Origin of the sequence: Pseudoalteromonas sp. NCCP-2140 (assembly GCF_023708065.1) — a bacterium.
In the GTDB taxonomy this organism is placed as follows: domain Bacteria; phylum Pseudomonadota; class Gammaproteobacteria; order Enterobacterales; family Alteromonadaceae; genus Pseudoalteromonas.
This window is the reverse complement of sequence record NZ_BRCZ01000002.1, coordinates 264993-291784: the sequence shown is the minus strand read 5'-3', so window position 1 is coordinate 291784 and position 26792 is coordinate 264993. Positions and strand designations below refer to the sequence as shown.

Here is a 26792-nt window from a genome sequence, read left to right as displayed (position 1 = left end):
GAATATCATCACTAGATACATTAAACATCCGCTTATGATATTCAGGTAGATTTTCGTAGCTCAGTCTTTTTTAGCTTTCCTGAAAATATCATCTGTTGTTAGGACATTAACGCACTCTTTCAGGAGCATCTTTTGAATATCAGCCGCAATGATAACAGAACATATCAACCCCTAACACTGGACAATGGTCTAAAAGTACTTTTAGTGCAAGACTTAGAGTCAACAAAATCAGCGGCTTCAATGGCTATTAACGCAGGTCATTTCGATGATCCCCTTGATAGGCAAGGTCTCGCGCACTTTTTAGAGCATATGCTTTTTTTAGGCACCGATCTGTACCCAGAATCGGGCGGTTTTTCTAATTTTGTATCGCAATCTGGTGGCAACACCAATGCCTGGACTGGCACTGAGCACACTTGCTACTTCTTTGATATTAACAACCAACAGTTTGCTGAAGCACTGGCGCAATTCAGTCGTTTTTTTATTGCCCCACTCTTAAATCCTAAAGAGACAACAAAAGAACGTAACGCCATAGACGCAGAATTTAAACTAAAAATAAAAGATGATGGCCGACGAATTTATCAGGCTCACAAAGAAACGGTTAACCCAGCACACCCCTTTGCAAAGTTTTCGGTCGGTAACCAGCAAACCCTCGCGGATCGTGAGGGCTGTATCAGTGATGAGCTACGTGCTTTTTTCGATAGCCACTATCAGGCTCAGTGGATGACACTGGTGATATGTAGCAATGAAGATATTGCGACCATGTCCGCCTGGGTAAAACGGTTATTTAGCGAAATTAAAGGTCAGCCAAAAAGTAAAGAGATCATAGAGCAACCACTTTACCGTAAACAAGATTTAGGTAAGGTGTTACACATTGAGCCACATAAACATATGCAAAAGCTCATTATTAGCTTTGCAATGCCAAATATAGATGACTTTTATCGTCACAAAACCGTTAGTTTTATCGCTCACTTACTTGGCTACGAAGGCAAAGGGTCACTTTACTCTATTTTAAAAGAGCAAGGTTGGATCAATGCCCTCTCAGCAGGTGGTGGCATTAATGGCAGTAACTTCAAAGATTTTAACATCAGTATGGCATTGACTGATGAAGGTATTGAATACTATGAAGATATCGTCGAAATGGTGTTTGAGTATATCTGCTTAATTAACCAAAATTGCGATAAGTTGCCACGTCTTTATCAAGACAAAAAGAACCTCTTGCAAATTGCCTTTGATAACCAAGAAAAAGCACGTTTAATTGATTGGGTTAGTAACTTAAGCATTAATATGCAGCATTACGATGAAGCCAACTATGTGCAAGGCGATTATTTAATGGAAGGCTTTAACCGCTGCGCTCATGAAATTGCCATGCAATGGCTAACACCTGATAACATGCGCTTGGTATTGATTCATCCAGGTGTTGAGCCTGAGCACACTACAGCTTGGTACAACACCCCATATAAAGTAGAAGACATATCAACAAGTTGGTTAGAAGCGCTTAGTGAAATAAACACGCCATTACCACAGATGTGCTTACCAAGTGCTAACCCATACCTCACAAAAGATGTTGAACTATTACCATTAGACGAGCCAAATAAATCACCTGAGCTTTTAGTCACACGAGACGGCTTTGATTTTTGGTTTAAACAAGACGCAACTTTCAGAGTAGCTAAAGGGCATTTTTACTTAGCAATGGACTCAACCTTTGCGATTAAAGATGTTAAACACATGGCCCTTACGCGCTTATTTGCAGACCTGTTTATGGACAGTGTTGCTGAGCAATTTTATCCAGCAGAATTGGCTGGTCTTAGTTATCACTTAACCTCGCACCAAGGTGGCTTAACCCTTCATACTGCGGGTCTCTCATCGAGTCAGTTAGAGCTGGTTAATGAGTTACTTGAAGCACTCTTTAATGTTGAAATCTGCGCAAAACGCTTTGCTGAATATAAAAAGCAGCTCGTTAGACACTGGCGAAACAGCAATCAAAACAAGCCTGTTAGTGAGCTATTTAGTATTTTGGGTGCGCAAATCATGCCATGGAACCCAGAGCCTAATGCCTTAGCACAAGCTTTAAAGGATACGAGTTTCCATCAATTTAATTGCTTTAGAAATGAGTTTTTTAAAGCCTTGCACGTTGAGTCTTTTTTACATGGTAACTGGCAACGCTCTGATGCGCTCAAGTTCCAAAAGCAAGTGACTGAGCACCTAGCTGACAGCACAACAATTATTGATTTAACGCGACCGCTAAACGATATAACCGAAGTAGGTCAACAGCGCTTCACGTTAAATTGTAGCGATCATGCGATGGTACTGTACTATCAAGCACAAACGGATGACACCACCGAAAAGGTGCAAATGATGGTACTTAATCATTTAATAAACCAAGATTATTTTAATGAGTTAAGAACCAAGCAACAGCTCGGCTACTTAGTTGGTGCGGGCTATGCTCCTTTTAATACCCGTGCTGGTATTGCTTTTTATGTACAGTCACCTAAGCATAGTGCTGATGAAATACTTCATCGTCACCAGCAGTTTATTAATAATTATGTGTCACAAGTAAACAGCATTTCTGAGCAGCAATGGCTCGATACCAAAGCAGGTCTTGTTACACACATTGCTGAGAAAGATAAAAATTTACGCTTACGCTCGCAACGTTTATGGTTAGCAATCGGTAATCGCGATACTGAATTTAATATGCAGCAGCAGCTTTTAGAGGCGCTTGATAAGTTAACTCTTGAGCAGATACAGCAATATATAACCGAAACGTTTAGTGATAACCGGCCAAGAATAGAACTTTTAAGTGAGCCAAAGGCCAAAAAACAGCCAAAAGCAACCCTTTCTTCGCATTCTCTTTGACTCGAACGCGTGCTTAGATTAGATTAATTGGTGCGATTTACGGTAATGCATTAATGATAAAAAAAATAAAAATGATTTCTGCTTTTTTAACAATAAGTATGGCTGGGATTTTTTCAGCATCCGCCAGCCCCATAGAGCTTGAACAGAGCACCTTGCTGCTTATTCCAAGTGCTATTATGATGCTGTTATTGCCGTACCTATTATTTGTAATTTTCAAATTAAAGCGCTCTCGAAAACAACTACGTATTTCAGAACATCGCTTAAAAAGTACCGTAGAAGGCAGTGGCGACACTCTCTGGGATTGGAATATAAAAACCGGAGAAGTGCTACGAATAAATGATAAATACACCTCAGATACAAACAGTAGCAGCGGCTTTCCCCCTAACCGCGAATTGATTCACCCACACGACTTACAACACGTCGAAACAGCCCTAAAAAAACACTTTGCAGAACACACCGCTTTTTTTGAAGCAAGTTATCGCATCAAAGACAGCCTCGGTCGTTGGCATTGGGTACTAGATCGCGGCAAGATCATCGAAAAAGACGCAAACCTAAGCCCTTTGCGTATGACAGGCACTGTAAGAGATATTTCTCAACTTAAATCAACAGAAGCCCGTTTAAACCTATTCGCAAAATGTGTTGAATCGTTGACTGACGCCATCGCCATTTACGATAAAAACTTTAAGCTGGTTGACTTAAATCCAAGCTTCTTAACGCTATTTGGTGGTACACGAGAGCAATATTTAAAGAAAGATTTTACCTTGAATGGCTATGACCAAAGCTATGTGGATGAAATTAAAGCCACTGTAAAAGCCACGGAGCATTGGCAGCAAGAGGTTAAACTTCGCAATGCGAAAAGGCAGCTGTTACCGATTGAAATTTCAATTGATGAAATCAAAAATGAGCACAACCAAATATGTAACTATGTCGTTGTGTTTTCAGATCAAACTGAGCGTAAAAAAGCCGAATCGCAATTACATAATTTATCGAACCGCGACCGCACAACAGGCTTACCTAACCGAAACTTATTTTTCACTAACCTGAAAAAGCTCGCTAAGCAAGATAACCATCATGCTTTATTAGTGTTTGACCTAGATAACTTTAAAAAGATTAATGACTCTCTGGGTCACCAACTTGGTGATAGCTTGCTATCTAAGCTTGCGATGCGCCTGAATAAGTTAACCCGTGAAAAAGATGTGTTTTATCGCCTAGGCGGTGATGAGTTTGCACTGGTAATGTCGGGCACCAACGATATACATACCATCACTCGCATGGCTAAACTCTTTTTAGCTGCAATTGCCACGCCTTTTAATATGGCAGGTCACGAGCTAGTGATCACCTCAAGTGTCGGTATCGTGCTGTTCCCTGAAGATGGCAATACCCCAGAGCTATTACTTAAAAATGCGGACACAGCCATGTATCACGCTAAGAAAAAAGGCAATAGCTATCTGTTTTTCAACGACACTATGAACCGTGAAGCAGTTAAACGCTTACAAATCGAAAACTTAATGCGTTACGGCCTAAAAGAAGATCACTTTGAAGTATATTATCAACCGAAGATGAATATTCGTACAGGTAAACTCGATGGTATGGAAGCGCTTGTGCGCTTTATTACCCCGAAAAAAGGTGTGATCAGCCCAGGAGTGTTTATTCCTATCGCTGAAGAAACTGGGCAAATTATCGAAATTGGTGAAGTTGTTTTAAACAAAGCATGCCGCGATGTAAAAGCATGGATAGACCAAGGCTTATTCAACGGTCGTGTTGCTGTGAACTTATCAGCTAAGCAGTTTAGCTTACCAGATCTAACCACTCGTATTGATGTGATTTTACAAAAGAATGAACTGCCCTCTTATTTCCTTGAACTTGAGATCACCGAAGGTACGGTTATGGACGATCCTAACGAAGCAATAGCAGTCATGCGTTCACTCAGTGCTCGGGGTATTCACCTTGCAATGGATGACTTTGGCACGGGTTACTCATCTTTAGCCTATCTTAAACAGTTCCCGCTTAATACCTTGAAAGTTGATAAAGCCTTTATTGATGATATGCAATCAGAGCGTGGCCGCAATATGGTTGACTCAATTGTGACCATTGCCCATAACCTTGATTTGCATGTAGTTGCAGAAGGGGTTGAGCAAGCCGAACAGGTTGTGATGTTAGAGCAGTTAAAGTGCCAGACGGTTCAAGGCTACTATTACTCTAAGCCACTGTCTCAGCCTGAATTTACCGCCTTCCTACAAAAACAACTCGATAAATCTGCGCCGAGCCTGTTAAAAACAGCAAAAGTTTAAGGTCGCCAGCCACAAGATTGGCGGCCAACATGGCGCACAAATGCGCGGCGGTAATGCACGTTAAACAAACACCAAGCGACAGGCCCAAGCACTCCACCTAACAGCATCCAACGCTTTACTGGCATCCCTTTAGACAGAGACTCTAAATACATCACCAAAATAAATACACAGCTCAAAAATACAAATAACACACAGCACCTCATTAAAATCAGCGGCAGTGTACATAATTTCAGCAAACATTGAAACTTCACTCATGCTATACCCTCTATAAGGCTTATTTATACTGACCTTTATGGTAGTTAACCTTACTTTCTAGGCTGTTGAAATGATGTACAAAAACCAACCTTTTTGCTATTATCGGAACGTGCTACCAGCACCAAGGAATATACAAAAATAATCATGAGGAATCGTTATGTCTGAAGAATCAGCTAACATCTATGAAGCACCAGAAGCTGAGCTTACTCAGCAAAATAATGGTGGTAATAAACCTATTTTAAACTTTGACCGCTTCTCTGCTTGGGGCGTGTTCTTTTTAAGTCTTATCACATTGGGTATTTACGCAATTTACTGGCTAGTAAGCCGCACAAACAAAGCAAACGCGCTTGCCAAACATCAAGTTAACCAAAACCTAGTTTATGGTTATATAGCCCTTTACGTAATTAACATTGCAGTAGCGTTTACATCAATACCTGAAGTATTTTCTTCTATAATCTCAATTATTACTTTTATTGTTGGCCTAGTATTTATTTTCTCGTTACGTGCCTCACTTAAAGAGCTAATCAATGAAGGCAGTAACGAACCAGTGCATTTAAGTGGCATACTGACATTTTTCTTTTATGCTATTTATTTCCAATACAAAATTAACGAAGCTATTGATAATCAAAAATAATCGTTTCGTTATTTAATAAAAAAGGCATTGAATTCAATGCCTTTTTTATTGCGGGTTTGTATTAGGTTATTACAATGCCCCGGAGTGCTTCACATTTAGATAGGTGTTAAGCACATGCGGCAGTAACTGCTCAGGGTTACAGTCTATGGCTATCACCCCTTGCTTTTTTAGCTTCGCCATATTGGCTTTATGTGAATTTAACAGCGCTAATGCTGCACAATAGCTGGTTGCATCTTCGTACTTTTCAATAGGCTCATCGAGCACCTCATTTACAGCACGGTTATTAATATTGATAAGTGCCACTAGGTGGTGTTTTTGTAATAACTTTATTGCAGGCATCAACTCCTCAATGCTTTGCTCATCAAGGGTGGTGACTAATAACACTAAAGAACGTTTACTGCGTTTAGCGATTAATTGGTTCACAGCCACTAAATAGTCACTGCTGCTCTTATCTGGGTATAGATCATAAAAGTGATTCATCACCCTTGATACATTTTGTGCGCCTTTTACATCAGGTAACCAGCGCAGGTTTTGGTTAAAGCTTTGCATGCTAAACCAATCACCTTGCTTTAAAACTGTGTGCGACAGCAGTAATAATGCATTTAAAGCATGATCAAAGTGGCTGCCTTCATTGGCTTCAATGGCCATTTTTTTAGAGGCATCGAGCATCACTATGACGTGTTGATTTTGCTCTTCTTGATACTCTCGAGAAATGAGTTTTCGACGCTTACTGGTCGCCTGCCAGTCTATCTGTCTAACACTATCACCTTGGCGATATTCACGTAATTGCTGAAACTCGATACCATCACCGCGCTTTTTAGTGAGTTTTAAACCTGAAATAGGCTTATTCACTACGCCACTTAAATGCTGCTTTGAAGTAACACGGCTAAAATCTGGATACACTTTTAATTGAATCGCTTGCGCAGCTAACCAGTTTGTTTGCCAAAGGCCAAATGGCGACCCGACCCTAAGTTCAATGGCACTGATCTGCGCATCGCCTCGTTTGTGAGCACGTAATGTAAAGCTCTGCTTTACTTGTTGCATTGCATCAATAAACACCGTTTGCTGTGGCTTTTGCAGCTCAATAGCATTACTTAAATGAACACTGACATCTAGCATGATCGCATGCTTCGCTTTGTTTTTAATCACTACCTGCAATGCTTGGCGGCGATACAAAGCCATGTTGAGATTCGTTTGTGCACTTACTTCAAGTAAAGGCTCTGACTTCGCTGCCATATAATCTATAAATGCGACCAATAAAGGCACTAAGAGCAAGGCCGTTAGCACTAAGCTGTCAACTGATGCAATGGCACAGACAAGCAACAATAACAGCAACAAAGCTGTTAATTGTACTAAGCGTTTTGCAGGCCTATGCTTGATGCGTTTCATGAGCGCGGCGCTTCAACACTGGCTAAAATGGCATTGATCACTTCATCGAATGACACCCCTTCCAACTCCAAATCAGCCGATAAAATTAATCGGTGTCTTAAAATATTCACTGACACTGACTTCACATCATCAGGGGTTACAAAGTCACGGCCATTCATCAATGCCATTACTTTTGCCGCTTTAATGATATTAATTGAGGCACGTAACCCTGCGCCATGCAATACGCCTTGCCAAGTTCGTGAACTACGCACGATATCGACGGCATAATTCAGTATTTGCTCGTCTACTAAGATATCTGCACAAAGCTGTTTAATTTCCGCAATACGCTTAGCATCCAATACCGCAGGGAGCTGCTCTACTTTGGTTTCATTAGAGACAATTTGTGTATTTAGTTTTAAAAGCTCAACTTCCGATTCATGAGAAGGAAAACCAAGCTCAACTTTCATCATAAAACGGTCTAATTCAGCCTCAGGAAGTGGGTACGTCCCTTCTTGATCTAATGGGTTTTGAGTGGCTAATACCATAAACGGTGAATCAATAGATAATGACTCGCCATCAATGGTGATTTGTTGCTCTTGCATCACCTCAAGAAGGGCTGATTGCGTTTTAGCTGGTGCACGGTTGATTTCATCAGCCAGCAAAATATTAGTAAATGCTGGGCCTTTTTTGATATTAAATTCACCTGATTTCATATCATACAAACTATGACCAACAACATCTGAAGGCATTAAATCCGGTGTAAACTGCACTCGCGAAAAGTCTACATTTAAGCTTTTTGCTAAGGCTCTAACCAGTAGCGTTTTACCAAGCCCAGGAACCCCTTCAAGTAACACATGACCACCCGCAAAGAGCACCGTAAGCACATCTTCAACAATGGCATCTTGACCAACTAACACACGCGAAATGTTATGCTTTACTTGTTTTACTGCATCAGCTGCCTCAACTAAGCTCATGCGATTAGTGTCTAATTCCGTGCTCATAAGGCATTCCTTAATTGTTTAAATCGTTTTATATATTCTGTTCGTTGTTCTTTGGACTCAGGCAACTTGCTAGCAAGCAACTCAGCCACCTGTTGTTTTTCAAAATAAGTTAAATTAGCGATGATCTGCGCCTGCTTTTCAGCACTAAGCATCTTAAAGTTAGGCACTCGCGACTCTACTTTGGCGTAAAAATCTTTCTTGAGTGCAGTAAATAACTCGGCTTCGTGACCATGCTCTGAATAAAAGTTTGCTACTGCTCGAATATGCTGATTAAAGCTGGTTTTTATATCGAAGTCAGGAGCATAAGAGCGGCCGATACGACTACTGATATGCCACACTGCAAGCACAATTAATAACAGCAACGTCACCACAAATTGCCAGCTCCAGTGCCATAATTTGGCAAACCAATTTGGGTAAGTCAGGTAAGGTACATAGGTTACTTTTTCAGCCCCTTTACTTAACCAAAGTAATAAACTGCCATGATCCAGATGGCGAAGTCGGTAATTGGTAAAAGGTAACAGCGATGGCATCACAATGACCCTACCTTGACCAAATGCAAAGTCACACATCAAGGTATCGCCGTTATCATTGTTGGTACTCACACCGGGGCAGTTTTCAATAAAAAAGGCACGGCTTAGCTCAAGGTCAAGCTGAGTGTTTTCATCAATTGATAAAGTACTATTTTTATTCCCTTCTTTGAGCATCGCAAAGTCATATTCAAACACATTTTCTTGGCTTTCTACATTGATGCCAAGCTGACTAAAAAATACGGTGCTATCAATTGCCAGCTCATCACGTTGCCTGTTTAATACATAAATTAAACGTCCGCCATCAGCGACCCAATCAGCAAGCTGTACATCTAACTGGTAAGAGTCAGCAAGCACCGCCTCATCCAAAATTAAGATACTTTGTGGGTCTATGTTTAACTCATCACTTTGTGCTTGCTCTGCCAAGCGTTTGTTTTTATTCCAATCGATACCATTGGCTTTAAGTAGCCGCTTAGCCATCGTAAAGTTATCTCTTGCTACATCACTATGAAAGCCAATTTCTATTTCTTTTTTCTGCCAATCTAAAGAAGCAATACCAGCAATAACAAATAAGCTAAACACCACTAGCACCGCTATGAGCACAACCTTAAGCTTCATGGGCTTGCTCCTTAGTCTCTGTTGTCATTGCCGTAATTTGCTCTGTCAGCTCAATAAAGTCGATATCAGGGGTTTTATGGCCCCAAGCAACCGTAACCCACGCAGAAAATAAGCGGGCAAAAATTGCTTGCCCTTGATTTGGCACCCCAGCATCGATTGCACGTTTACATTCGCGCTCAGTCATAGAGCGGTGCAAGCGCACTTCATGTTGTTGCTGCGCCCAACTCAGCGCATGATGAAGCAAATACGCCAGCGCCAAGCGGTGCTCACCTTGCTCAAAACATTGCTTTGCAGCGGCAATTAAATCTGTAGGTAAATCCTTATTTTTAATTTCTGCAAATAAGGTTGGGATAACAGGCTCTTCATTCACTTTACTGCGCTCAGGCAAGCTTAAGTTGGCAAAAAAGCCACGCTTTTGCATCAGGTAATAAACTAGCCAAATAACTAATAAACCGACCAATACCCAAACTAACACGCCAAACACTTCGCCAATGGCAGTAAACACATCGATAAGCCATGACCAGTCACTATCTGATGAACTCGCTTTTGCTTCGATATTTGGCACCCATGTGGTCTCAGTTTCAATGACATTAGGCTCATTATAAAGAGCAGTAACTTGCTCTTTTACCGCTTGCTTATCGATTTGCTCTGCATAGCTTGTTGATGGTTGCAGCGTAAACGTTGTAAGTATAAGTAGTGCTACAGCACTGACTACGCCTGCAAGACGGGTGCGAATATTTTTAAATGCCAGCTCTATATCCCAGCCTTCTAGTTCAACTCGACGGTGTAAATAAGCAAGAAATCCACCGGTAACAAATAACGGTGCGACTAACGAGATACTGATGATATAAATAAAGTTAAACGCTATCTCAACCCAGATTGGCGCTTCGAGTATTTGGTACATGGCTTCTTGTGCAGAGAATGAATGGGGCACAAGTGCAATTGTCAGTGCCGATATTCCCATCAATAAGATAAACTCAAAATGTACACAGAACAGCATCCACAATGTCTGCTTAGGCTTAGTTGAAGCAAACAACACCTGCTTACGCTTAGTTTTGCGCTCACCTGATAGTCGTTCAAGCTGTTCAACTGGAGCTAAAAATGCTCTGTTTGGGCTGAGCCTAAAAACGGTTAAATGCGCCAACATATCAGCGATTTTTAACTGCTTGAGTGACTTTAAGCTACTCATTATGTTGACTGGCTGATTGAAAACCGCTTTTGACATGTAATCGAGTAAAGGTCGCTCAAATACAGGTTTAAGCCACCAAACAACAAAGCCACCTATGCCCCAGCTTAATAAAAAGCCGACAATCAAAAATACGGGTACTGCCAACATTAAATACAAAGAGACCAATGCCACAGCATGCTGCTTAACTAGCAACACTGTTAAATCAAAGGTTTCGTAAGCACTGCGTTTGCGAGGGTTGAAGCTAAGACGATTAAGCTCCATAGCGCATTCCTCTGTATAGGCGAAAAATGACATAAGCCCAGCAACCGCTGCCAACTAAATATTTAACTTCGTTAGCAATATCACGGGGTGACCAAAATGCTTCGATAAAAGCGGCAATGACTAACATCAAAAATGCGCCAACAATCAGTGGAAGCGCTTTTTGTGCAGCCTGTTTCATCGCATATGCGCGGGTATACTGTCCAGGGTTTAACAAGCCGTAACCTATTTGACACCCGGCCGCTGAGGCAATAATGATAGCGGTTAACTCAAACGAACCATGGGTTATTACAAACGAGAAAAATGGCCCTTCAAATCCAACATTCACAATGTGAGCTGCAACAGCACCAAAATAAAAACTATTGAACAATAAGAAAAAAGCAGCGCCAACACAGAACAATACGCCACCTGCAAACATCTGAAATGCAATTCCAATGTTATTGTAGATATAGACCCCGAACATCATCAGATCTTGCGATGCGCCGCGCTCAGCCGATTGAACGCTACCACTAGGGTTATACATTTGTTCGATATTAAGGACAGTGCCTTGCCCTAAAAATGTATACGCAGCATCAGGGTCAATTGTCACCCAAATAAAAGCAATTAAGGCCAATGCCCAAAATGCCAATAAGTTAATACCAAGCATTAAACGATTTTCATACAGTGCACGCGGAAATGCAGTGCGGGCCACATGCCATATTTCAGAAAATTGATTGCTTCGAGATAAATAAAGGCGCTTCTGCCCTAACTGCACCAACCTGTTTATTTGCTCAATCAACACCGGGCTGTATTGACGACTTTGCGCAATGGCTAAATCATTACAGACTTTGCGATACAAATTAGGGAAATTAACAGGTAAAGACTCTGCACTATTTTGTTCACAAAGCGCTTCAAACTCATCCCAACTGACACTATTTGATTTTACAAATTGAGTTTGCTTCATTGCTTACCCTCCTGCTGCGGGTAATCGCTATCGTGTTGAACTTGACCAGCAAAGTGGCGTGCATAGCTAACGAGCTGCGCCTCAATCTCATGCTCTGCGGCAGAAAACGGTGCAGCTAAGATAGCTGCCAACTCACGGCGCCTTGCATCAGATAATTCATCATGACGCTCTGCAAAAGCAAGCACAGCTAATTGCTCTTCGGTGGTTAAGCTAATGGTAGGAATATGCACTTCACCTTGAGATAATTCAGGGCGCGTAGCTAACTCATCGTCGTAAATGACCATGGTGCCTGCAGCCCAATCACCAATGCGTTTAAAACGGTTGTTAAACAACATAACCACAAGGCCTAAGAAATAGCCTATAGGTAGCATATCGGCTGGGCGTAGTAAGTTACGCACTATAATTTGCGAAAAGCTTGCCGGTAAACCATTGTCTTGCACAACACGGATTTTAAGGCGTTTTTTACCCGGCGTTTGGCCACTTTCCATTTCAAACAGGATGTTATAACCCCATGAAACTAAAAAGTAAGCAATTAATATAAGTCCCTGCCCAGCATCGCCAAAAAAGGCAAATACAGTACCTACAGCAAGTAAAACCAAACTACGGATAATAAAATCGATAATGTAGGCATAGCTTCGGGCAGCAACGCCAGCGGGAGTAATGGCGATATCAACGCCTTCGGGGAGTTTGATGTATTCTCTGTTTTCCAATCCGTGGTTCAACATTAATCTACTACTGGTATTTATTATTGTTTTCGTAAGCCAATAATAATGCGCGTTTTTCGTTCCTTTTTCAATGAATATTGTTATGAGCGCGTTACAAATAAAACAAAAAAACCGGCTATAAGCCGGTTTCTAAAAGGGTACAGAGTTATTTTTCTGCGCGACCCATAAATTTATGCTCAACGGTATTAATACGAATACGGTCGCCTGTTGAAATATGCTCAGGAACTTGAATCGTTAAACCCGTTGTTAAACGCGCAGGCTTTGAACGTGCACTTGCTGAAGCGCCCTTGATTGAAGGGTCAGTTTCTTCAACTACAAGCTCAACACTCGATGGTAAATCTAAGCCAACTGGCGAGCCATCAATCACAATAACGTGAAGACCTTGAGTTTCTTCATTAACGAATAAAATCTCTTCGCTGATCGCTTCTTTATTTAGGTTATATGGCGTGTAGTCTTCGTTATCCATGAAAACATACTCTTCACCGTCAATGTAAGAGAACATAGCTTCACGACGAATGAGATCAGCAAGCTTTAGCATGTCGCTGTCTTTAAATGTTTCATCAACTTTACCGCCTGTTACCACATCGTATAAACGCATGCGGTATAAACTGCCACCAGCACGGCCTTGTGGTACAGAACGTTGAATATCTTTAACTACTAAAACACGGCCGTTATGCTCGATAGCGGCGCCTTTTTTAACTTCACTTGCCTTAGGCATGGGTGTATTCCTATCGTTTTTTGATGACAGAAATTTACCACGTAATGACTTTTGTTCAATAAAAATTTACAGTTTTGACTCGCAGCCGTTATTTATTCGATTTTTCAGCAAATTATGACAATAGTTGTCTCAAAACTACGAAAAAGCTGCTATCTTTATAACTACGAAAAATGACTTCAAGGATTGGATCATGAATCAACACACAGTACACGAGTATTTAATGAAAAAGCCATTGGTGATGATCACCCAACCATTTGGCCAAGATGTCGACGTTTACAAGGTGAATCATAAAATGTTTGCCACCCTTGCCGAGGGCAAAGAAGGCCAAACAGACGATGAAGGAAACCTTGTATGGTGGCTAAATCTGAAATGCGATCCAGATGAAGCCCAAGCACTGCGTGATATTTTCCCGTCGGTGATCCCGGGTTATCACATGAACAAACGTTTATGGAATACGGTTATTTTAGACGGCACCGTACCACAAGGAGAGATTGAACGAATGATTGATAATTCGTTTGATTTAGTGGTTGCGAATATGCCAGAAAAAGACAGAAAAGCGATTGAGCTTCATCTGTAAAATTGCGCACTGATCACGCTCGGTGATCAGTGCAACTTAAATGAAAATGATGATCGGTATACAAAACACCGCCAATAGCATACGCATCTAGCTGCTTATCGACTAACTGAAAACCACATTTCTCAAGTACTTTTTCTGAACCGATATTACCCTCGGTAACAACCGCTTTAAATTCACGTACAGCATGTTCTGATTTGGCGTAATCAAGCACTGCTTGCAAAGACTCTGTGGCATAGCCACGACCATAAAAATTAGGCAGCAACAAATAACCGACTTCTTGACTATCTGGCACTGTTGATGAAGTAAACCCAGTTACCCCCACCTCTTTACCTGTAATGGTTTCAACAATAACTAAACAAAGTGGTGAATTCGAATTTGGCTGCCAAGGCTTTAAACGTTCATTAAACTTAGCTCGCAACTGCGCCTCTGAGGGCTTATCGAAGCATTTAGCTATAACTTCAGCATCATTATGCAAAGTATAAAACAATGGCCAATCATCGGCATTTAACAGCCGTAATGTTAATCGCGCAGTGGTGAGAGTCATGGTGATTAATCGCTTTGTAAATAAACCTAGTTATAACAAACAGATTTCGTGAGTTAAATACCACTTATGGCCAATATAGAAGAAAAAAGCCCCGCTCAATGAGCAGGGCTTTTAAAATTAACTAATTTAAAGAATTAGCTTTTAGTCGTTTCTGTATCGGCATCTTCTGACGCTTGCTCGTCTTCAACCACTTCTTTGGTTACTTCAACCGGATCGACAGGCGTAGCTTCAACTACTGCCGGCTCTTCGCTTTCTGCTTGGTAAAAACGACCACCTTTTTCAGCCATTGCTTTTAACGTATCGCAAGGTGTGAAAATTGGGTTGTAGTTAGCAAAAGTCGCCATTTCAGAGCTCACTTGTGCTGCACCCAGTTTATCCATATAGCTAAATGGACCGCCTAAGAATGGTGGGAAACCAATACCAAAAATAGCACCAATATCACCATCACGCGGGCTTGCAATAATGCCATCATCTAAACAGCGCACCGCTTCGTTTAGCATTTGCGCAACACAACGTTTAGCAATTTCGCTCTTGTTTAAACGAGGTGATGGCGTAACACCAAGTAGCTCGTATACTGACTCATCCACTTTTTTATCTTTCTTGTCGTAAAGATAAAAACCACGGCCAGTCTTACGACCTAAACGCTTAGAATCGATTAAGCGATTAAAGGCGTCAGGTGCTTTAAAGCGATCGCCCAATTCTTTTTCAAGGATTGGCGCAATTTTAGAACCGATATCAATCCCTACTTCATCAAGAAGCGCTAAAGGCCCTACCGGGAAACCAAACTCAACCAATGCTTGATCAATCTTTTCAATCGGCTCACCTGCTAGCAGTAAATTAGCCGCTTCATTTACATAAGGCGCTAAGATACGGTTTACATAGAAGCCAGCCATATCTTTAACCACAATTGGTGTTTTACCTTGCTTACGGGCAAAGTTAACAACGCGTGCGATAGTCTCTTCAGACGTACCTTCATGTGGAATGATCTCAACAAGTGGCATTTTCTCAACAGGTGAGAAGTAATGAAGACCAATTACATTTTCTGGGCGTGCTGCATCAGCAGCAATTTGTGAAATTGGTAATGATGAGGTATTACTTGCAAAAATCGTGTTGCCTTGGCACTCACGTTCTACATCAGCCACCATACCTTGCTTTAAAGCAAGATCTTCAAACACGGCTTCGATAACGATATCAATGTGTTTAAAGCCGCTGTAATCGGTGGTACCGGTAATGCGGTTCATGGTTTGTTGTAGATCAGCTTTAGATAAAATACGACGCTTTTGCTTTTTATCTAAAATCTTATAGCTGTAGTTCATTGCATTGCTGATGCCCTTTTCAGCCACATCTTTAATGCGCACTGGAACACCCGCTTTTACAGCACTAACATGGGCAATACCCGCGCCCATGAGGCCGCCGCCTAATACGGCCGCTTTAGCGATTGCTGGCGCATCATCATTACGCCACTCTTTTTTCATTTCAGTGGTTGCAAAGAAAATACCGCGTAATGCTTTTGACTCATCACTCATTACCAGCGTGGCAAAGCCTTCAGCTTCAGTTTTGTATGCTTTTAACTGATCAAGTTCAACACTTGCACGAACGGCTTTAATAATGGCTAAAGGTGCCGGGTAGTGACCGCCTGTTTTCTTCAGCACGTTTTCTTGTGCTTTTTTAAAAATAATATTGCGACCAAATGGGTTTGACTCAAGTAATTGACTTAAACGGTCTAGCTTAGGTTTAGTAGCCTTCGCCTTACCTTTCAGAGCAAACTCTTTAGCAACGTCAAGTAATACACTGTGTGGTACACAGTCATTTACTAAGCCTGTTTTCTTCGCTTGCTTAGCACGCACTTGCTTACCGGTAAGCATCCACTCAAGTGCTTTTTGCAAGCCAACTAATTTAGGTAAACGTTGAGTACCGCCACCACCAGGTAATAAGCCTAACTGTACTTCTGGCAAACCAAGCTTAGTGATATCGCTGTCTGAACACACGCGATAATCACAAGCTAAAGCAAACTCTAAACCGCCACCCAATGCAGCACCATGAATAGCACTCACTGTTGGGAAAGGCAGCTTTTTCATATCGAAAAATGCTTGCTGACACATTTCGCTTAACGCTAATGCATCTTCACGGCTATTGGCACTATCAAGCATTTTAATATCAGCACCGGCGATAAAGTTATCGCTTTTACCACTGATAAATACCATGCCTTTTACTGCTTGCGCTTGTGCGTCTTTAAGTAAGGTTTTTAAATCTTCTGCAAAACTGCTGCGCAGGGTGTTCATTTTCTCACCCGGCACATCAATGGTTACAACGGCTACGCCGTCATCTGCCACTGATAAACTAAATACTGAATCTGTCATTACGCACTCTCCAATACAAAGGCTGCGCCTAAGCCACCCGCTGCACACGCAGTCGTAAGCGCTAAGCCGCCACCGCGACGATTAAGTTCATGTAAGCTTTGCGTGATCAGGCGCGCACCTGTTGCCGCAAATGGGTGACCGTATGCAAGTGAGCCACCTAATACATTGAACTTGTCCATGTTAATTTCGCCGATCGCTTTGCTGCGACCTAGCTTTTCTTGTGCAAATTTATCTGACGCAAACATCTTCATATTAGCCAGTGTTTGCGCTGCAAATGCTTCATGCATTTCGATTAAATCTAAATCAGCTAATGTGATACCTGCTCTATCTAGGGCAATTGGCGTTGAGTGCGCCGGACCCATTAGCATATCTTCATGTACACCAATTGCTGAGAAAGCAAAACTGCGTACATAACCTAGAATGTCGTAACCCAATGCTTTGGCTTTACTCTCACTCATCATTAATACCGCAGCGGCACCATCAGTTAATGGCGTTGCGTTAGCTGCAGTCACTGAGCCGTGCTGACGGTCAAATACTGGTTTTAATTTCGCGTAGCCTTCAACCGTTGAGTTATGACGAATGTTATTATCTTGCTCAATAAAGCTCTTATAAGGTGCAACATGGGCAGTCATTACTTCGTCTTTCAGTTTACCATCAGCCCACGCCTGACTTGCAAGGGTGTGTGAACGATGTGCTAAGGCATCTTGATCTTCACGGCTGATGCTATGTGTTTTCGCCATTTGCTCAGCCGTTTGACCCATAGATAAGCCAGTAGAGTACTCAGCGACCGCAGGCGGTACAGGAAGTAAATCTTTTAGACGTAGTTTAGAGAAAATCTTTAATCGCTGACCAAGCGTACGTGCTTTGTTTAAATCAACAAGGCTGCCCGCTAATTTTTTACTAACACCAATAGGTAATACAGACGATGAGTCAGCACCACCAGCGATACCTACTTGCACTGAGCCTGCCATAATTGACTCGGCTACGTTAGCAATGGCTTGGAAACTTGTCGCACACGCACGCGAAACAGAATAAGCATCAACAGAAACAGGCATACCCGTACCTAATACGATTTCACGGGCAATGTTTGGCGCTTCTGGCATTTGCACTACTTGTCCAAATACAAGTTGGTCAATTTCAGATTTATCAAAGTTAAGTCGTTCAAGCATTTCGTTGACAACTAACTTACCCATATCAAGGGCTGGTACATGATGGAATGCTGTGGCTTGCTTTGCGAATGGCGTTCGCAGGCCGCTAACGATAGCGATACGATCGCCTTTTGCTGTTTTAAGTATATTTTGCTCAGACATTTATGCTCTCCCGCTGACAGGTCTGACCTGTTTGTTTTTCCTGATTCTAAAACAACCCGTGTACGAATGCCAATAGTAAGTTTTCAACCATAGGCTTTTTTCGGCCTATTTACAAAAAAACACCGTATTTATATGGTAGGCTAAAAATCCTTAAAAAATAACGAACTATTTGAGGATTTTGTGTCTAACACTTGTGTTATAACTTTTGAATCCTTATAACTTGTTAATAGCGCCCCACCACGGTACCGCGCAGAGAATTTATCGGTACTGAATATAACTCATTGGCGCATAACAAAAACAATTTTTGACTCACGCTTTTAGGACAGTCTCTTTATTATGGCAGTTAACGCATTTTCACAATTAAAATCATACCTAGACACGCAAATTATCGGCCAACCACAATTAACTCAAGCACTGTTAATCGCAATTTTGGCAGATGGCCACTTATTAGTTGAAGGCCCTCCGGGTCTTGCGAAAACGCGTGCAGTCAATGCCTTAGCGAAAGGCGTTGAAGGCAGTTTCCAACGTGTGCAATTTACCCCAGACTTATTACCTGCAGATGTAACTGGTACCGATATTTATCGCCAGCAAACCAGTGAGTTCGTATTTGAAAAGGGCCCGTTATTCCATAACCTAATTTTGGCTGATGAAATTAACCGTGCTCCTGCTAAAGTGCAATCAGCCCTACTAGAAGCCATGGCTGAACGCCAAGTAACGGTTGGTAAAAACACCTATCCACTGTCTGATCTATTTATGGTTATGGCAACCCAAAACCCGCTAGAACAAGAAGGCACATACCCACTACCTGAAGCTCAGCTTGACCGCTTCTTATTGCATTTGAGCATTGATTATCCGGGTGCTGAACACGAATTAGATATCCTACGCCTAACCCGTGGCGAGGCTATTTCTGATATGCAGGCAACGACACAACAAATTAGTCAAAGTGAGCTATTTGCTGCCCGTAAAGCGATATTAGGTTTGTATTTAGCTGAGCCGCTTGAGAAATACCTAGTACAGTTAATTGTTGCCACTCGTGAAGCAGCTGAGCTTGATGAGCAACTTGGTCGCTGGATTGAATATGGCGCAAGCCCACGTGCAACCATTGCCCTTGATAAGTGTGCCCGCGCGCATGCTTGGCTTGAAGGCCGTGACTTTGTTGCCCCAGATGATATTCAAGCAGTGCTGCATAATGTATTGCGTCACCGTATTATCTTAAGTTACGAAGCACAGGCCGATGGCATCAGTAAAGACGATGTGATCAGCCGTATTTTAGAATTGGTGGCAGTGCCATAAGCTATGTCGAGCCAATTTGATACAGCGGCGTGGTTAGCAGCGAGTCATAGTCAAGGCGTCAATTTATCACTCAAAGAGTTGATGTATTACAAAGCCAAAGCTCGCTTGCTAGAACTTGCGCCCAAAGTAAAAATCAAAAACAGCTTAGCTGGGCAATACCTTGCACCTCATAAAGGGCGTGGTATGGAGTTTGCCGAGGTGCGTCATTATCAAGCCGGTGATGACATACGCTCTATCGACTGGCGTGTTACTGCACGGACTGGCGAAACCCACACTAAGCTGTTTCAAGAAGAAAAAGAACGCCCTGTTTTTGTATTTACCGACTTTTCTAACTCGATGCTGTTTGGCTCAAAGTTACTGTTGAAGTCAGTGCAAGCAGCGCACATTAGCGCATTGGTTGCTTGGTCGGCGTGTCAACGAGGTGATCGCATTGGTGGCTTGGTGTTTAATCAGCAAGGTCATCACGAATTAAAACCGACCTCTCGAGAAAAAGCAGTGTTAAAGCTTTGTCACAACTTATGTGATATTCACAGCCAGGCTCTGACTAATATCGATAAAACAGCCACCAGCTTATTTAGCGAAAACCTTAAACGCCTTAATCATTTAGCAAAACCAGGAAGCTTGGTTTATATCGTTTCTGATTTTAGTGCCCTTGATGAAGCCAGCTTCAAACAACTTGAAATGCTGAGCAGGCACTGTGAATTGATTGGCTGCCATATTAGTGATCCGTTCGAGCACCAGCTACCAGCTTTCAAACAAACGGTGACTGTGTCGGCAAATGGCCAAGAACTTGCTTTACCACTAATGGATAAGCAATTTCGCGAGCGCTTTGCTAAGTCTGCCGAAGAGTCGTTTTCTAACAGATTAAAACGCTTACAAAAATCTGGGCTTAGTTTAATTTCATTCAGTGCAGCCACTCCTCTTGAGCTGCAATTAGTGAGAAAGTAACAATGCAAAAAAATCCGCTAGATGGCTTACATGATGTCATTGCACCGACCGAGGTTGCATGGTGGCCACTTGCTCCAATTTGGTGGCTGATCATTGCCTTAGTTGGTTCGTTATTAATTATCAGCTTAGTGCTTTTATATAAAAACCAGCAATTTAAAAAAGCCAAAAAGCAAGCCATTAAGTTAAGTAAAACCCTTAGTGATGATGACGCGCAAGAGCTACACATTATTTTAAAACGCTTAACTCGCCATTATTACAGCAATCAGCTTGCTTCTCAGCCCTTGGCAAAGTGGTCTGAAAGTTTATCGAAACTAAGTGGCGATAACTTTAGTTACGACGAATTGATGCCGCTTTATCAACAACAAAGTAATAATGCTGAGCTCGGGGCTAAATTACGCAGTGCCATTAGCAACTTTAAACTCAAGGAGCCAATTAATGTTTGAGTTTAGTTGGCCATGGTGTTTTGTGCTTTTACCTCTGCCTTGGATATTAAGCCGCTTTATGCCGTTAAAGCAGCAAGGGCAGTTACGTTTACGTATTCCGGGCTTTGCTAAGCTTGGCTTAAATAATCAGGCAGTACAGCAACATAGTCGCAAAGTTTCATTGCTCGAATGGGCTGTTTGGGTCTCTTTAGTTGTCGCTATTGCAAACCCAACTTGGCTTGATGAACCTATCACGCTGCCTAATGAAGGCCGCGATATTATGCTGGCGGTGGATTTATCTGGCTCTATGACAGAGCAAGATATGGCCTACCAGAATCAATATGTTGATAGGCTTACCATGGTAAAAGCTGTACTCAGTGACTTTATTGAACAGCGTCAAGGTGACCGCCTAGGTCTTATCTTATTTGGTGATACCGCATTTTTACAAACGCCTCTTACTCGTGATGTTAAAACCGTAAGCCAAATGCTCAGTGAAGCACAAATTGGTCTAGTAGGTAGAGCAACAGCCATTGGTGATGCATTAGGTTTATCGGTGAAGCGTTTCGCTAATAAGGATGAAAGTAACCGTATCGTAGTACTATTAACCGATGGTCAAAATACCGCGGGTAACCTTGACCCAGAAGATGCCCTGTTGTTAGCCCGCGAAGAAGGCATTAAAGTATATACCATAGGTGTTGGCTCTGATAACCCTCGTGGTTTCAGCCTATTTAATATGGGTGGTATGAGTGGCGGTAACTTAGATGAAAGCCTACTCAAGCGTATTGCCGAGCAAACCGGCGGCTTATACTTTAGAGCAAAAGATGTGGCTGGTTTACAGCAAATTTACCAAGAGCTCGATAAGCTTGAGCCAATTAGTAGCGATGAACAAACGTTCCGCCCACAAATTTCATTGTTTTATATTCCACTGCTTGTGGCGCTAGGCTTAATAAGCTTAGCAATGCTTGTCAGTTTTATTCGCCAATTTAAGCAGGAGAGCTAGTATGGATTTTGAATTTATTCGCCCTGCCCTACTTTGGTTATTAATCCCCGCGCTGATTATTTTTAGTGTGCTGTTGGTACGCAACAAAAAAAGCGCCCCAGCTGATTTAATTGCCCCCCATTTGGCGCAGTTTGTAATGAACGGCAATCATAAAAAACAAAGCCAACCGCTTTGGCTAGTTGCTGTATTTACTCTATTAGCCATCGTTTTTGCAGCAGGCCCAAGCTTTGAAAAGAAACAAGTCCCGGTGTTTCAAGCAAAGAACGCGCGAGTTATTGTGATGGACATGTCGTACTCCATGTTCAGTACCGACATAGCACCAAATCGATTAGTGCAGGCTCGATTTAAAGCTCTTGATATGATTGAGCTTTTCAAAGAAGGTGATACGGCATTAGTGGCTTATGCAGGCTCTGCATTTACTATTTCGCCACTAACCAATGACGCTAGCACTTTGGCTAACCTTATCCCAAGCCTAAGCCCTGATATCATGCCGAGCAAAGGTTCGAATGTTATTGAAGGCCTAGAAAAAGCCGACGATTTACTTAAACAAGCTGGCTATTTAGATGGTGATATTATTTTAGTCACCGATGGAGTTGATAGCCTAGATCAAGAAGATATTAGCCGCTTTACCGCTCAGTCTAATTATCGTTTAAATGTCTACGGCGTTGGCACAGAGCAAGGTGCGCCGATTAAGCTACCTGAAGGAGGCTTTTTAAAAGACATACAAGGGCAGATTGTGATTCCAACGCTTAATGTCAGCCGTTTAAGCTCGCTTGCACGTAATAGCGGTGGCAAATTTGCACTGTATCAAACCAGTAATAAAGATATTCAAACATTTGCCCCCACTGCCAATGCTGAAGTACTCAAAGATGAGAAGCAAAGCCAAGCGTTATGGCGAGTTGATGCAGGTATTTACGGCCTGATTATTTTATTGCCGTTAGCACTCTTTTTAATTCGCCGTAGTAGCCTAGTGGTTGGCTTTTTGTTTGTTATGCTATTACCTCAGCAACAGGTTTACGCCGCTGAATTACCTGAGGTGTTTAAGAACCAAGACCAACGGGCACTTGATGCCTATCAGCAAGATCAATTTGAACAAGCCGCCCAAGCACAAAACACGCAATTAAAAGGCGCAGCTCTTTATCAGCAAGGTAATTACCAAGCGGCCATGGATGCGTTTAGTGAAGATAAATCTGCAACGGGTTTGTACAACTACGGTAATGCCCTTGCTAAGGCCGGTGAGCTAGAACAAGCCATAGAAGCTTATAAGCAAGCCCAACAGCTTAAAAATGACTTCACTGAGGCAAAAGAAAACCAAGCCCTCGTAGAACAGTTATTGCAGCAGCAAGAGCAACAACAGCAGCAACAAGATCAACAGCAAAACAATGATCAACAAAACTCTGATGGCCAGCAAGATAACCAGCAAAAGCAACAGGGTGAAAATTCACAGCAAGGTGAAAACTCAGAGCAGAGTGAGCAGCAAGATGGCCAACAACCTTCAGAGCAAGGTGAGCAATCAGATCAAAAAGGTGAGCAAAGCGAATCTAATAATGACCAGCAAAACAAACCTGAAATGGAATCACAAGCAGACACGTCGTCACAATCTGGAGAACAACAGCCAGAGCAAGCTCCCGAGCAACAAGAGGCCCAGCCACAGCCATCGCAAAGCGACGAACAAGCTAAACAGCAAGCAGAGCAACAGGCTATGCAGGCACAAGCTGCTGAACTGACCAATGAAGAGAAAGAAAAAGCCCAGCAACTTAACCAGCTGCTGCGTAAAGTTCCCGATGATCCTGCGATCTTATTAAGAAATAAAATGCAATTAGAAGCACAAAAACGAAACTACCAACGTCGTCCACGAGGAGCCGAAAAATCATGGTAATGCGATTATTATGTTGTTTATTGCTAATCGCGGCAGCGCCGCTATGGGCTGCCACCCAGCTACAGGCAAGTGTTGATAAAAACCCTGTCCTTGCCGGTGAGTTTTTTGTTTTAACCATCTCAGCAGACGACTCTATTAACAGCGAACAACCAGACACTTCTGTGCTATTAAAAGACTTTGTTGTAGGGCCAACCAGTGTCAGCTCGCGCACTAATATTATTAATGGTGAAATCAGTAAGCAAACTAACTGGTCTGTAAAGCTGATGACCCGCAAAGAAGGCACTTATACCATCCCTGCATTTACTGTAGCTGGTGTCAGTTCAAAACCGATTGAGCTAACGGTAGCTAAACGCAGTCAAACCTCAGAGCAAAATAAAGAAGCCTTCATTAAAACAAGCATCAAGCCAAGTAGCTTATACGTGCAAGAAGCCGGTGTTTATACGGTTAAATTGTATTTAGACAACAACAAAGAATTGCTTGATGGCAACTTAACTACGCCAGAAATGGAAAACGCTGAGCTAACCCCAATTAACAAGCAATCTGAAGACTATGAGTTAATTGATGGCAAACGCTATTTAGTGATCACCCGTGAGTACTTAGTGCAGCCACAAAAAAGTGGCGTAAATACTATTACAGCACCTGTGTTCAACGGCCGTATTCGTCAAAACTATCGCCAAATGGCTGTGTCAGCGATGGGCGAAGATGTTGATGTTGAAATCAAGCCAATTCCAGATAACTATACAGGTGCATGGCTACCAAGTGAACTGGTTAACCTTGATGAGCAATGGCAGCCAAAAGATGACACCGTTGAAGTTGGCACGCCAATCACTCGAACTATCACCTTAACTGCATTAGGGGTTACTAAAGAGCAACTTCCTGATATCGATATGCCGCAGGTGCAAGGTTTTAGAAGTTACCCTGATGAAAAAGAGAGTAATCATCTGGTACGTGATGGCCGTGTTATCTCACAGCAAACGGCTTCTTATGCTTTATTACCGCAAACACCGGGCACTTACACATTGCCTGAAATAAAGCTGCCTTGGTTTAATACTAAAATCAATCGTATTAGCTACGCAACCATACCTGCACGCACACTAACCGTTGTACCAAGTACAAATCCACTCACACCAACAGCCCCTGCTATCGCAGAGCCGCAAACCACAAGCTCTAATGAGCCGAGTGATACGCCAACTAATGCACAAACCGTTACGCAAGTTACGACCCCTGTGTGGCTTATTATCGTGGCAATTGTCGGCTATGGACTTTGGTTAATCACCTTAGTGCTTTACATTAAAAAGCGCCCTCAACAGTCGGCAGCTGAGCCATTACCTACCAGTGGTTCATCAGTATCGTTAAATGAGCTTAAGCAATTTGCAAAGCAAAACAATAGCTCAGGGTTTTATAACGCATTGAACCTTTATGCAAAACAGCAGACTGGTAAAGATGCTGCGGCCATCGAATGTTTACTAGCATCACTAAAAAACATACAACTTAATGATGAAATTGCTAAATTACGCACTAAACTTTATAGTTCAGCAGATGAACAGGTTGATTTAAGTTTAATCGTCAGCTTGCTAAGCCAAGCAACAAAGCACACTAAATCGACAAGTATTGATACTGAATTAAAAAATCTTTACGATTAACTATTAACCTAATAGGTTGAATATAAACGGCTAATCTTGAATTAGCCGTTTTTTTAAGAAAAAAATAATAATCTCAGAAAGTTTTTTTCTGATAGGCAGGTCTTAGTTACTATGACAGAAAAACAAAAGCGATATGAAGCGCTGGTTCATGTCTACCACAGTGAGCTTTTTCGCTTTGCGTATTGGTTGTGTCGTGATCAGAACATTGCTGAAGACTTAGTGCAGGAAACCTTCCTGAGGGCTTGGCGTGCCTTGGATTCACTGCAAGATCAACAAGCAGTCAAACCTTGGCTGTTAACTATTTTGCGCCGCGAGAACGCACGCCGCTTTGAACGTAAACAATTTGATTACGCCGATGTTGAAAACGACACCCTTGTAGATGAACAAAGTACAACCCTTGATGCTGAAATGGAACAAACAGTGATTCAACGACAAATAGGAAAGTTATCACAAGAGTATCGAGAGCCACTGCTTTTACAAGTAGTAATGGGTTGCTCTGGCGATGAAATCGCCCAGATCCTCGATTTAAATAAAAATACTGTCATGACACGACTTTTCCGTGCCAGAAACCAGCTTAAAGAGGCTTTAAGCAGTGATGATGATCAACTTAGAGGAGCATCAAATTAATGGATGAACTCGAGTTTCGCCGCCGCATCCTCGCCGAGCCAAGCACTATTGATAAGGAACTTGAAGCGTTTGCCGAGCAGGACACAGATAAACAGGCGTTTATTGATGATGTTCGTGCTTTAGACGATGAACTAAGTAATGCGCTTAACATCCCCGTGCCTGAAAATTTAGCAAAGCGAATTATTGATAATACCTATGCCGCAGAAGAAGCGCCATCAGAGCAGCCACTAGACACCATTATTGAGGCTAAGTCGCGCTTTGCCTTTAACCGCTTGTATTTAGCCGCTGCAGCGTCGTTTTTAGTAGCAATTAGTGTGTTCTTTGTCACTAACAAACAACATACGTTATACAGCGTGGGTGAGCATGCCTTTGCGCACCTATACCATGAGATAGGCTCGCTAGATAAACATGAAGCCATAGACCTTGCCTATGTGAACGAAAAGTTTGCCACCATTGGCGGACATTTAGATGAGCTACCAGGTAAAGTAACCTATTTAATGTTTTGTGACTTTCAAGGCAAAAAAGGCCTGCACTTGGTGTTTGAGTCTGATTTTGGCCCAATGACGGTTTTCATTGTGCCTTCTGACGAGCAACCATTTGGCACTGGCTCTGACGATTTCAATGATGAGCGTTTCGCTGGCCACATCAACCGTGGTGAGCGAGCGGATACTATCTTAATAGCGAGTATTGGCGCTCCACTTGATAGCTACAACAGTATGATCAATGACGCCATTCGCTGGCTGCATTAATACCTACTCGTAGTAACACATATTACAGGCATAAAAAAACCGCAGTCACACTGCGGTTTT

General features: G+C 42.2%; 22 protein-coding genes and 1 pseudogene. 12 read left to right on the top strand and 11 right to left on the bottom strand.

The window, feature by feature from the left end; genetic code table 11:
- The first annotated feature begins 132 nt into the window (after positions 1-132).
- Together NFU46_RS05280 and NFU46_RS05275 are read left to right on the top strand one after the other, a co-directional pair.
- On the top strand, positions 133-2853 hold the full coding sequence (locus NFU46_RS05280) for an insulinase family protein (protein ID WP_251600339.1): 2721 nt from the start codon (positions 133-135) through the stop codon (positions 2851-2853).
- Positions 2854-3029: 176 nt separating this feature from the next.
- Positions 3030-5144, top strand: coding sequence for an EAL domain-containing protein (locus NFU46_RS05275; RefSeq protein WP_405030609.1), 2115 nt, complete (start codon positions 3030-3032; stop codon positions 5142-5144).
- Here the strand turns inward: NFU46_RS05275 and NFU46_RS05270 are convergent.
- On the bottom strand, positions 5141-5335 hold the full coding sequence (locus tag NFU46_RS05270) for a hypothetical protein (RefSeq protein WP_058586342.1): 195 nt from the start codon (positions 5333-5335) through the stop codon (positions 5141-5143). The two genes, NFU46_RS05275 and NFU46_RS05270, sit on opposite strands and share 4 nt — an antisense overlap.
- A gap of 221 nt (positions 5336-5556) precedes the next feature.
- Here NFU46_RS05270 and NFU46_RS05265 point away from each other — a divergent pair, with 221 nt between their 5' ends.
- Positions 5557-6033, top strand: a complete 477-nt coding sequence (locus NFU46_RS05265; protein ID WP_251600334.1) for a DUF4234 domain-containing protein — start codon at positions 5557-5559, stop codon at positions 6031-6033.
- A gap of 69 nt (positions 6034-6102) precedes the next feature.
- On the opposite strand, the gene NFU46_RS05260 is transcribed toward NFU46_RS05265, so the two are convergent.
- The 7 genes from NFU46_RS05260 to yeiP all read right to left on the bottom strand — a co-directional run bounded on the left by NFU46_RS05260 (position 6103) and on the right by yeiP (position 13380).
- Positions 6103-7422: a DUF58 domain-containing protein gene (locus NFU46_RS05260; protein ID WP_251600331.1), complete on the bottom strand. Its 1320-nt coding sequence runs from the start codon at positions 7420-7422 to the stop codon at positions 6103-6105.
- Positions 7419-8402 carry a MoxR family ATPase gene (locus NFU46_RS05255; RefSeq protein WP_054553208.1) on the bottom strand — a complete coding sequence of 328 codons (984 nt, stop codon included), beginning with the start codon at positions 8400-8402 and terminating at the stop codon, positions 7419-7421. Before NFU46_RS05255 ends, NFU46_RS05260 begins: the two co-directional genes overlap by 4 nt.
- Positions 8399-9547 (bottom strand): DUF4350 domain-containing protein, encoded by a 1149-nt coding sequence (locus tag NFU46_RS05250; RefSeq protein WP_251600328.1) that lies wholly within the window; start codon positions 9545-9547, stop codon positions 8399-8401. Before NFU46_RS05250 ends, NFU46_RS05255 begins: the two co-directional genes overlap by 4 nt.
- Positions 9537-10997 (bottom strand): hypothetical protein, encoded by a 1461-nt coding sequence (locus tag NFU46_RS05245; RefSeq protein WP_251600325.1) that lies wholly within the window; start codon positions 10995-10997, stop codon positions 9537-9539. The genes NFU46_RS05250 and NFU46_RS05245 overlap by 11 nt, the downstream gene beginning before the upstream one ends.
- A complete protein-coding gene (locus NFU46_RS05240; RefSeq protein ID WP_251600322.1) occupies positions 10987-11937 on the bottom strand; it encodes a stage II sporulation protein M in 951 nt (316 codons plus the stop codon). The genes NFU46_RS05245 and NFU46_RS05240 overlap by 11 nt, the downstream gene beginning before the upstream one ends.
- On the bottom strand, positions 11934-12662 hold the full coding sequence (locus NFU46_RS05235) for an RDD family protein (RefSeq protein WP_251600319.1): 729 nt from the start codon (positions 12660-12662) through the stop codon (positions 11934-11936). The genes NFU46_RS05240 and NFU46_RS05235 overlap by 4 nt, the downstream gene beginning before the upstream one ends.
- Positions 12663-12807: 145 nt before the next feature.
- A complete protein-coding gene (gene yeiP, locus NFU46_RS05230; protein ID WP_055020721.1) occupies positions 12808-13380 on the bottom strand; it encodes an elongation factor P-like protein YeiP in 573 nt (190 codons plus the stop codon).
- 190 nt (positions 13381-13570) lie between these two features.
- On the opposite strand from yeiP, the gene NFU46_RS05225 reads away from it, so the two are divergent.
- The gene (locus tag NFU46_RS05225; protein ID WP_054553214.1) at positions 13571-13957 is read left to right on the top strand and encodes an MmcQ/YjbR family DNA-binding protein; all 387 of its coding nucleotides are present in this window, start codon (positions 13571-13573) and stop codon (positions 13955-13957) included.
- A 13-nt stretch (positions 13958-13970) separates the two neighbouring features.
- Here NFU46_RS05225 and NFU46_RS05220 read toward each other — a convergent pair whose 3' ends face one another.
- The 3 genes from NFU46_RS05220 to fadI form a co-directional block, all read right to left on the bottom strand.
- Positions 13971-14501 (bottom strand): GNAT family N-acetyltransferase, encoded by a 531-nt coding sequence (locus tag NFU46_RS05220; protein WP_251600316.1) that lies wholly within the window; start codon positions 14499-14501, stop codon positions 13971-13973.
- Between the two features lie 134 nt (positions 14502-14635).
- The gene (fadJ, locus tag NFU46_RS05215; RefSeq protein ID WP_251600313.1) at positions 14636-16861 is read right to left on the bottom strand and encodes a fatty acid oxidation complex subunit alpha FadJ; all 2226 of its coding nucleotides are present in this window, start codon (positions 16859-16861) and stop codon (positions 14636-14638) included.
- A complete protein-coding gene (gene fadI, locus NFU46_RS05210; RefSeq protein ID WP_054553218.1) occupies positions 16861-18171 on the bottom strand; it encodes an acetyl-CoA C-acyltransferase FadI in 1311 nt (436 codons plus the stop codon). Before fadI ends, fadJ begins: the two co-directional genes overlap by 1 nt.
- A gap of 336 nt (positions 18172-18507) precedes the next feature.
- On the opposite strand from fadI, the gene NFU46_RS05205 reads away from it, so the two are divergent.
- The 8 genes and pseudogenes from NFU46_RS05205 to NFU46_RS05170 all read left to right on the top strand — a co-directional run bounded on the left by NFU46_RS05205 (position 18508) and on the right by NFU46_RS05170 (position 26732).
- The gene (locus NFU46_RS05205) at positions 18508-19464 is read left to right on the top strand and encodes a MoxR family ATPase (protein WP_055020720.1); all 957 of its coding nucleotides are present in this window, start codon (positions 18508-18510) and stop codon (positions 19462-19464) included.
- 3 nt (positions 19465-19467) lie between these two features.
- Complete coding sequence (locus NFU46_RS05200; RefSeq protein WP_058586362.1) at positions 19468-20412, top strand: DUF58 domain-containing protein; 945 nt, start codon at positions 19468-19470, stop codon at positions 20410-20412.
- Positions 20413-20414: 2 nt separating this feature from the next.
- Positions 20415-20855 (top strand): DUF4381 domain-containing protein, encoded by a 441-nt coding sequence (locus tag NFU46_RS05195; RefSeq protein WP_251600310.1) that lies wholly within the window; start codon positions 20415-20417, stop codon positions 20853-20855.
- Complete coding sequence (locus tag NFU46_RS05190; protein ID WP_175082361.1) at positions 20848-21834, top strand: VWA domain-containing protein; 987 nt, start codon at positions 20848-20850, stop codon at positions 21832-21834. Before NFU46_RS05195 ends, NFU46_RS05190 begins: the two co-directional genes overlap by 8 nt.
- Before the next feature lies 1 nt (position 21835).
- On the top strand, positions 21836-23713 hold the full coding sequence (locus NFU46_RS05185; protein WP_251600307.1) for a VWA domain-containing protein: 1878 nt from the start codon (positions 21836-21838) through the stop codon (positions 23711-23713).
- On the top strand, positions 23707-25356 hold the full coding sequence (locus NFU46_RS05180) for a BatD family protein (RefSeq protein ID WP_251600304.1): 1650 nt from the start codon (positions 23707-23709) through the stop codon (positions 25354-25356). Before NFU46_RS05185 ends, NFU46_RS05180 begins: the two co-directional genes overlap by 7 nt.
- Before the next feature lie 78 nt (positions 25357-25434).
- Positions 25435-25983, top strand: a pseudogene (locus tag NFU46_RS05175) (sigma-70 family RNA polymerase sigma factor); the annotation flags it as partial.
- Positions 25983-26732 carry a DUF3379 family protein gene (locus NFU46_RS05170; protein ID WP_055197974.1) on the top strand — a complete coding sequence of 250 codons (750 nt, stop codon included), beginning with the start codon at positions 25983-25985 and terminating at the stop codon, positions 26730-26732. The pseudogene NFU46_RS05175 and the gene NFU46_RS05170, both read left to right, overlap by 1 nt.
- Positions 26733-26792: the final 60 nt, after the last annotated feature.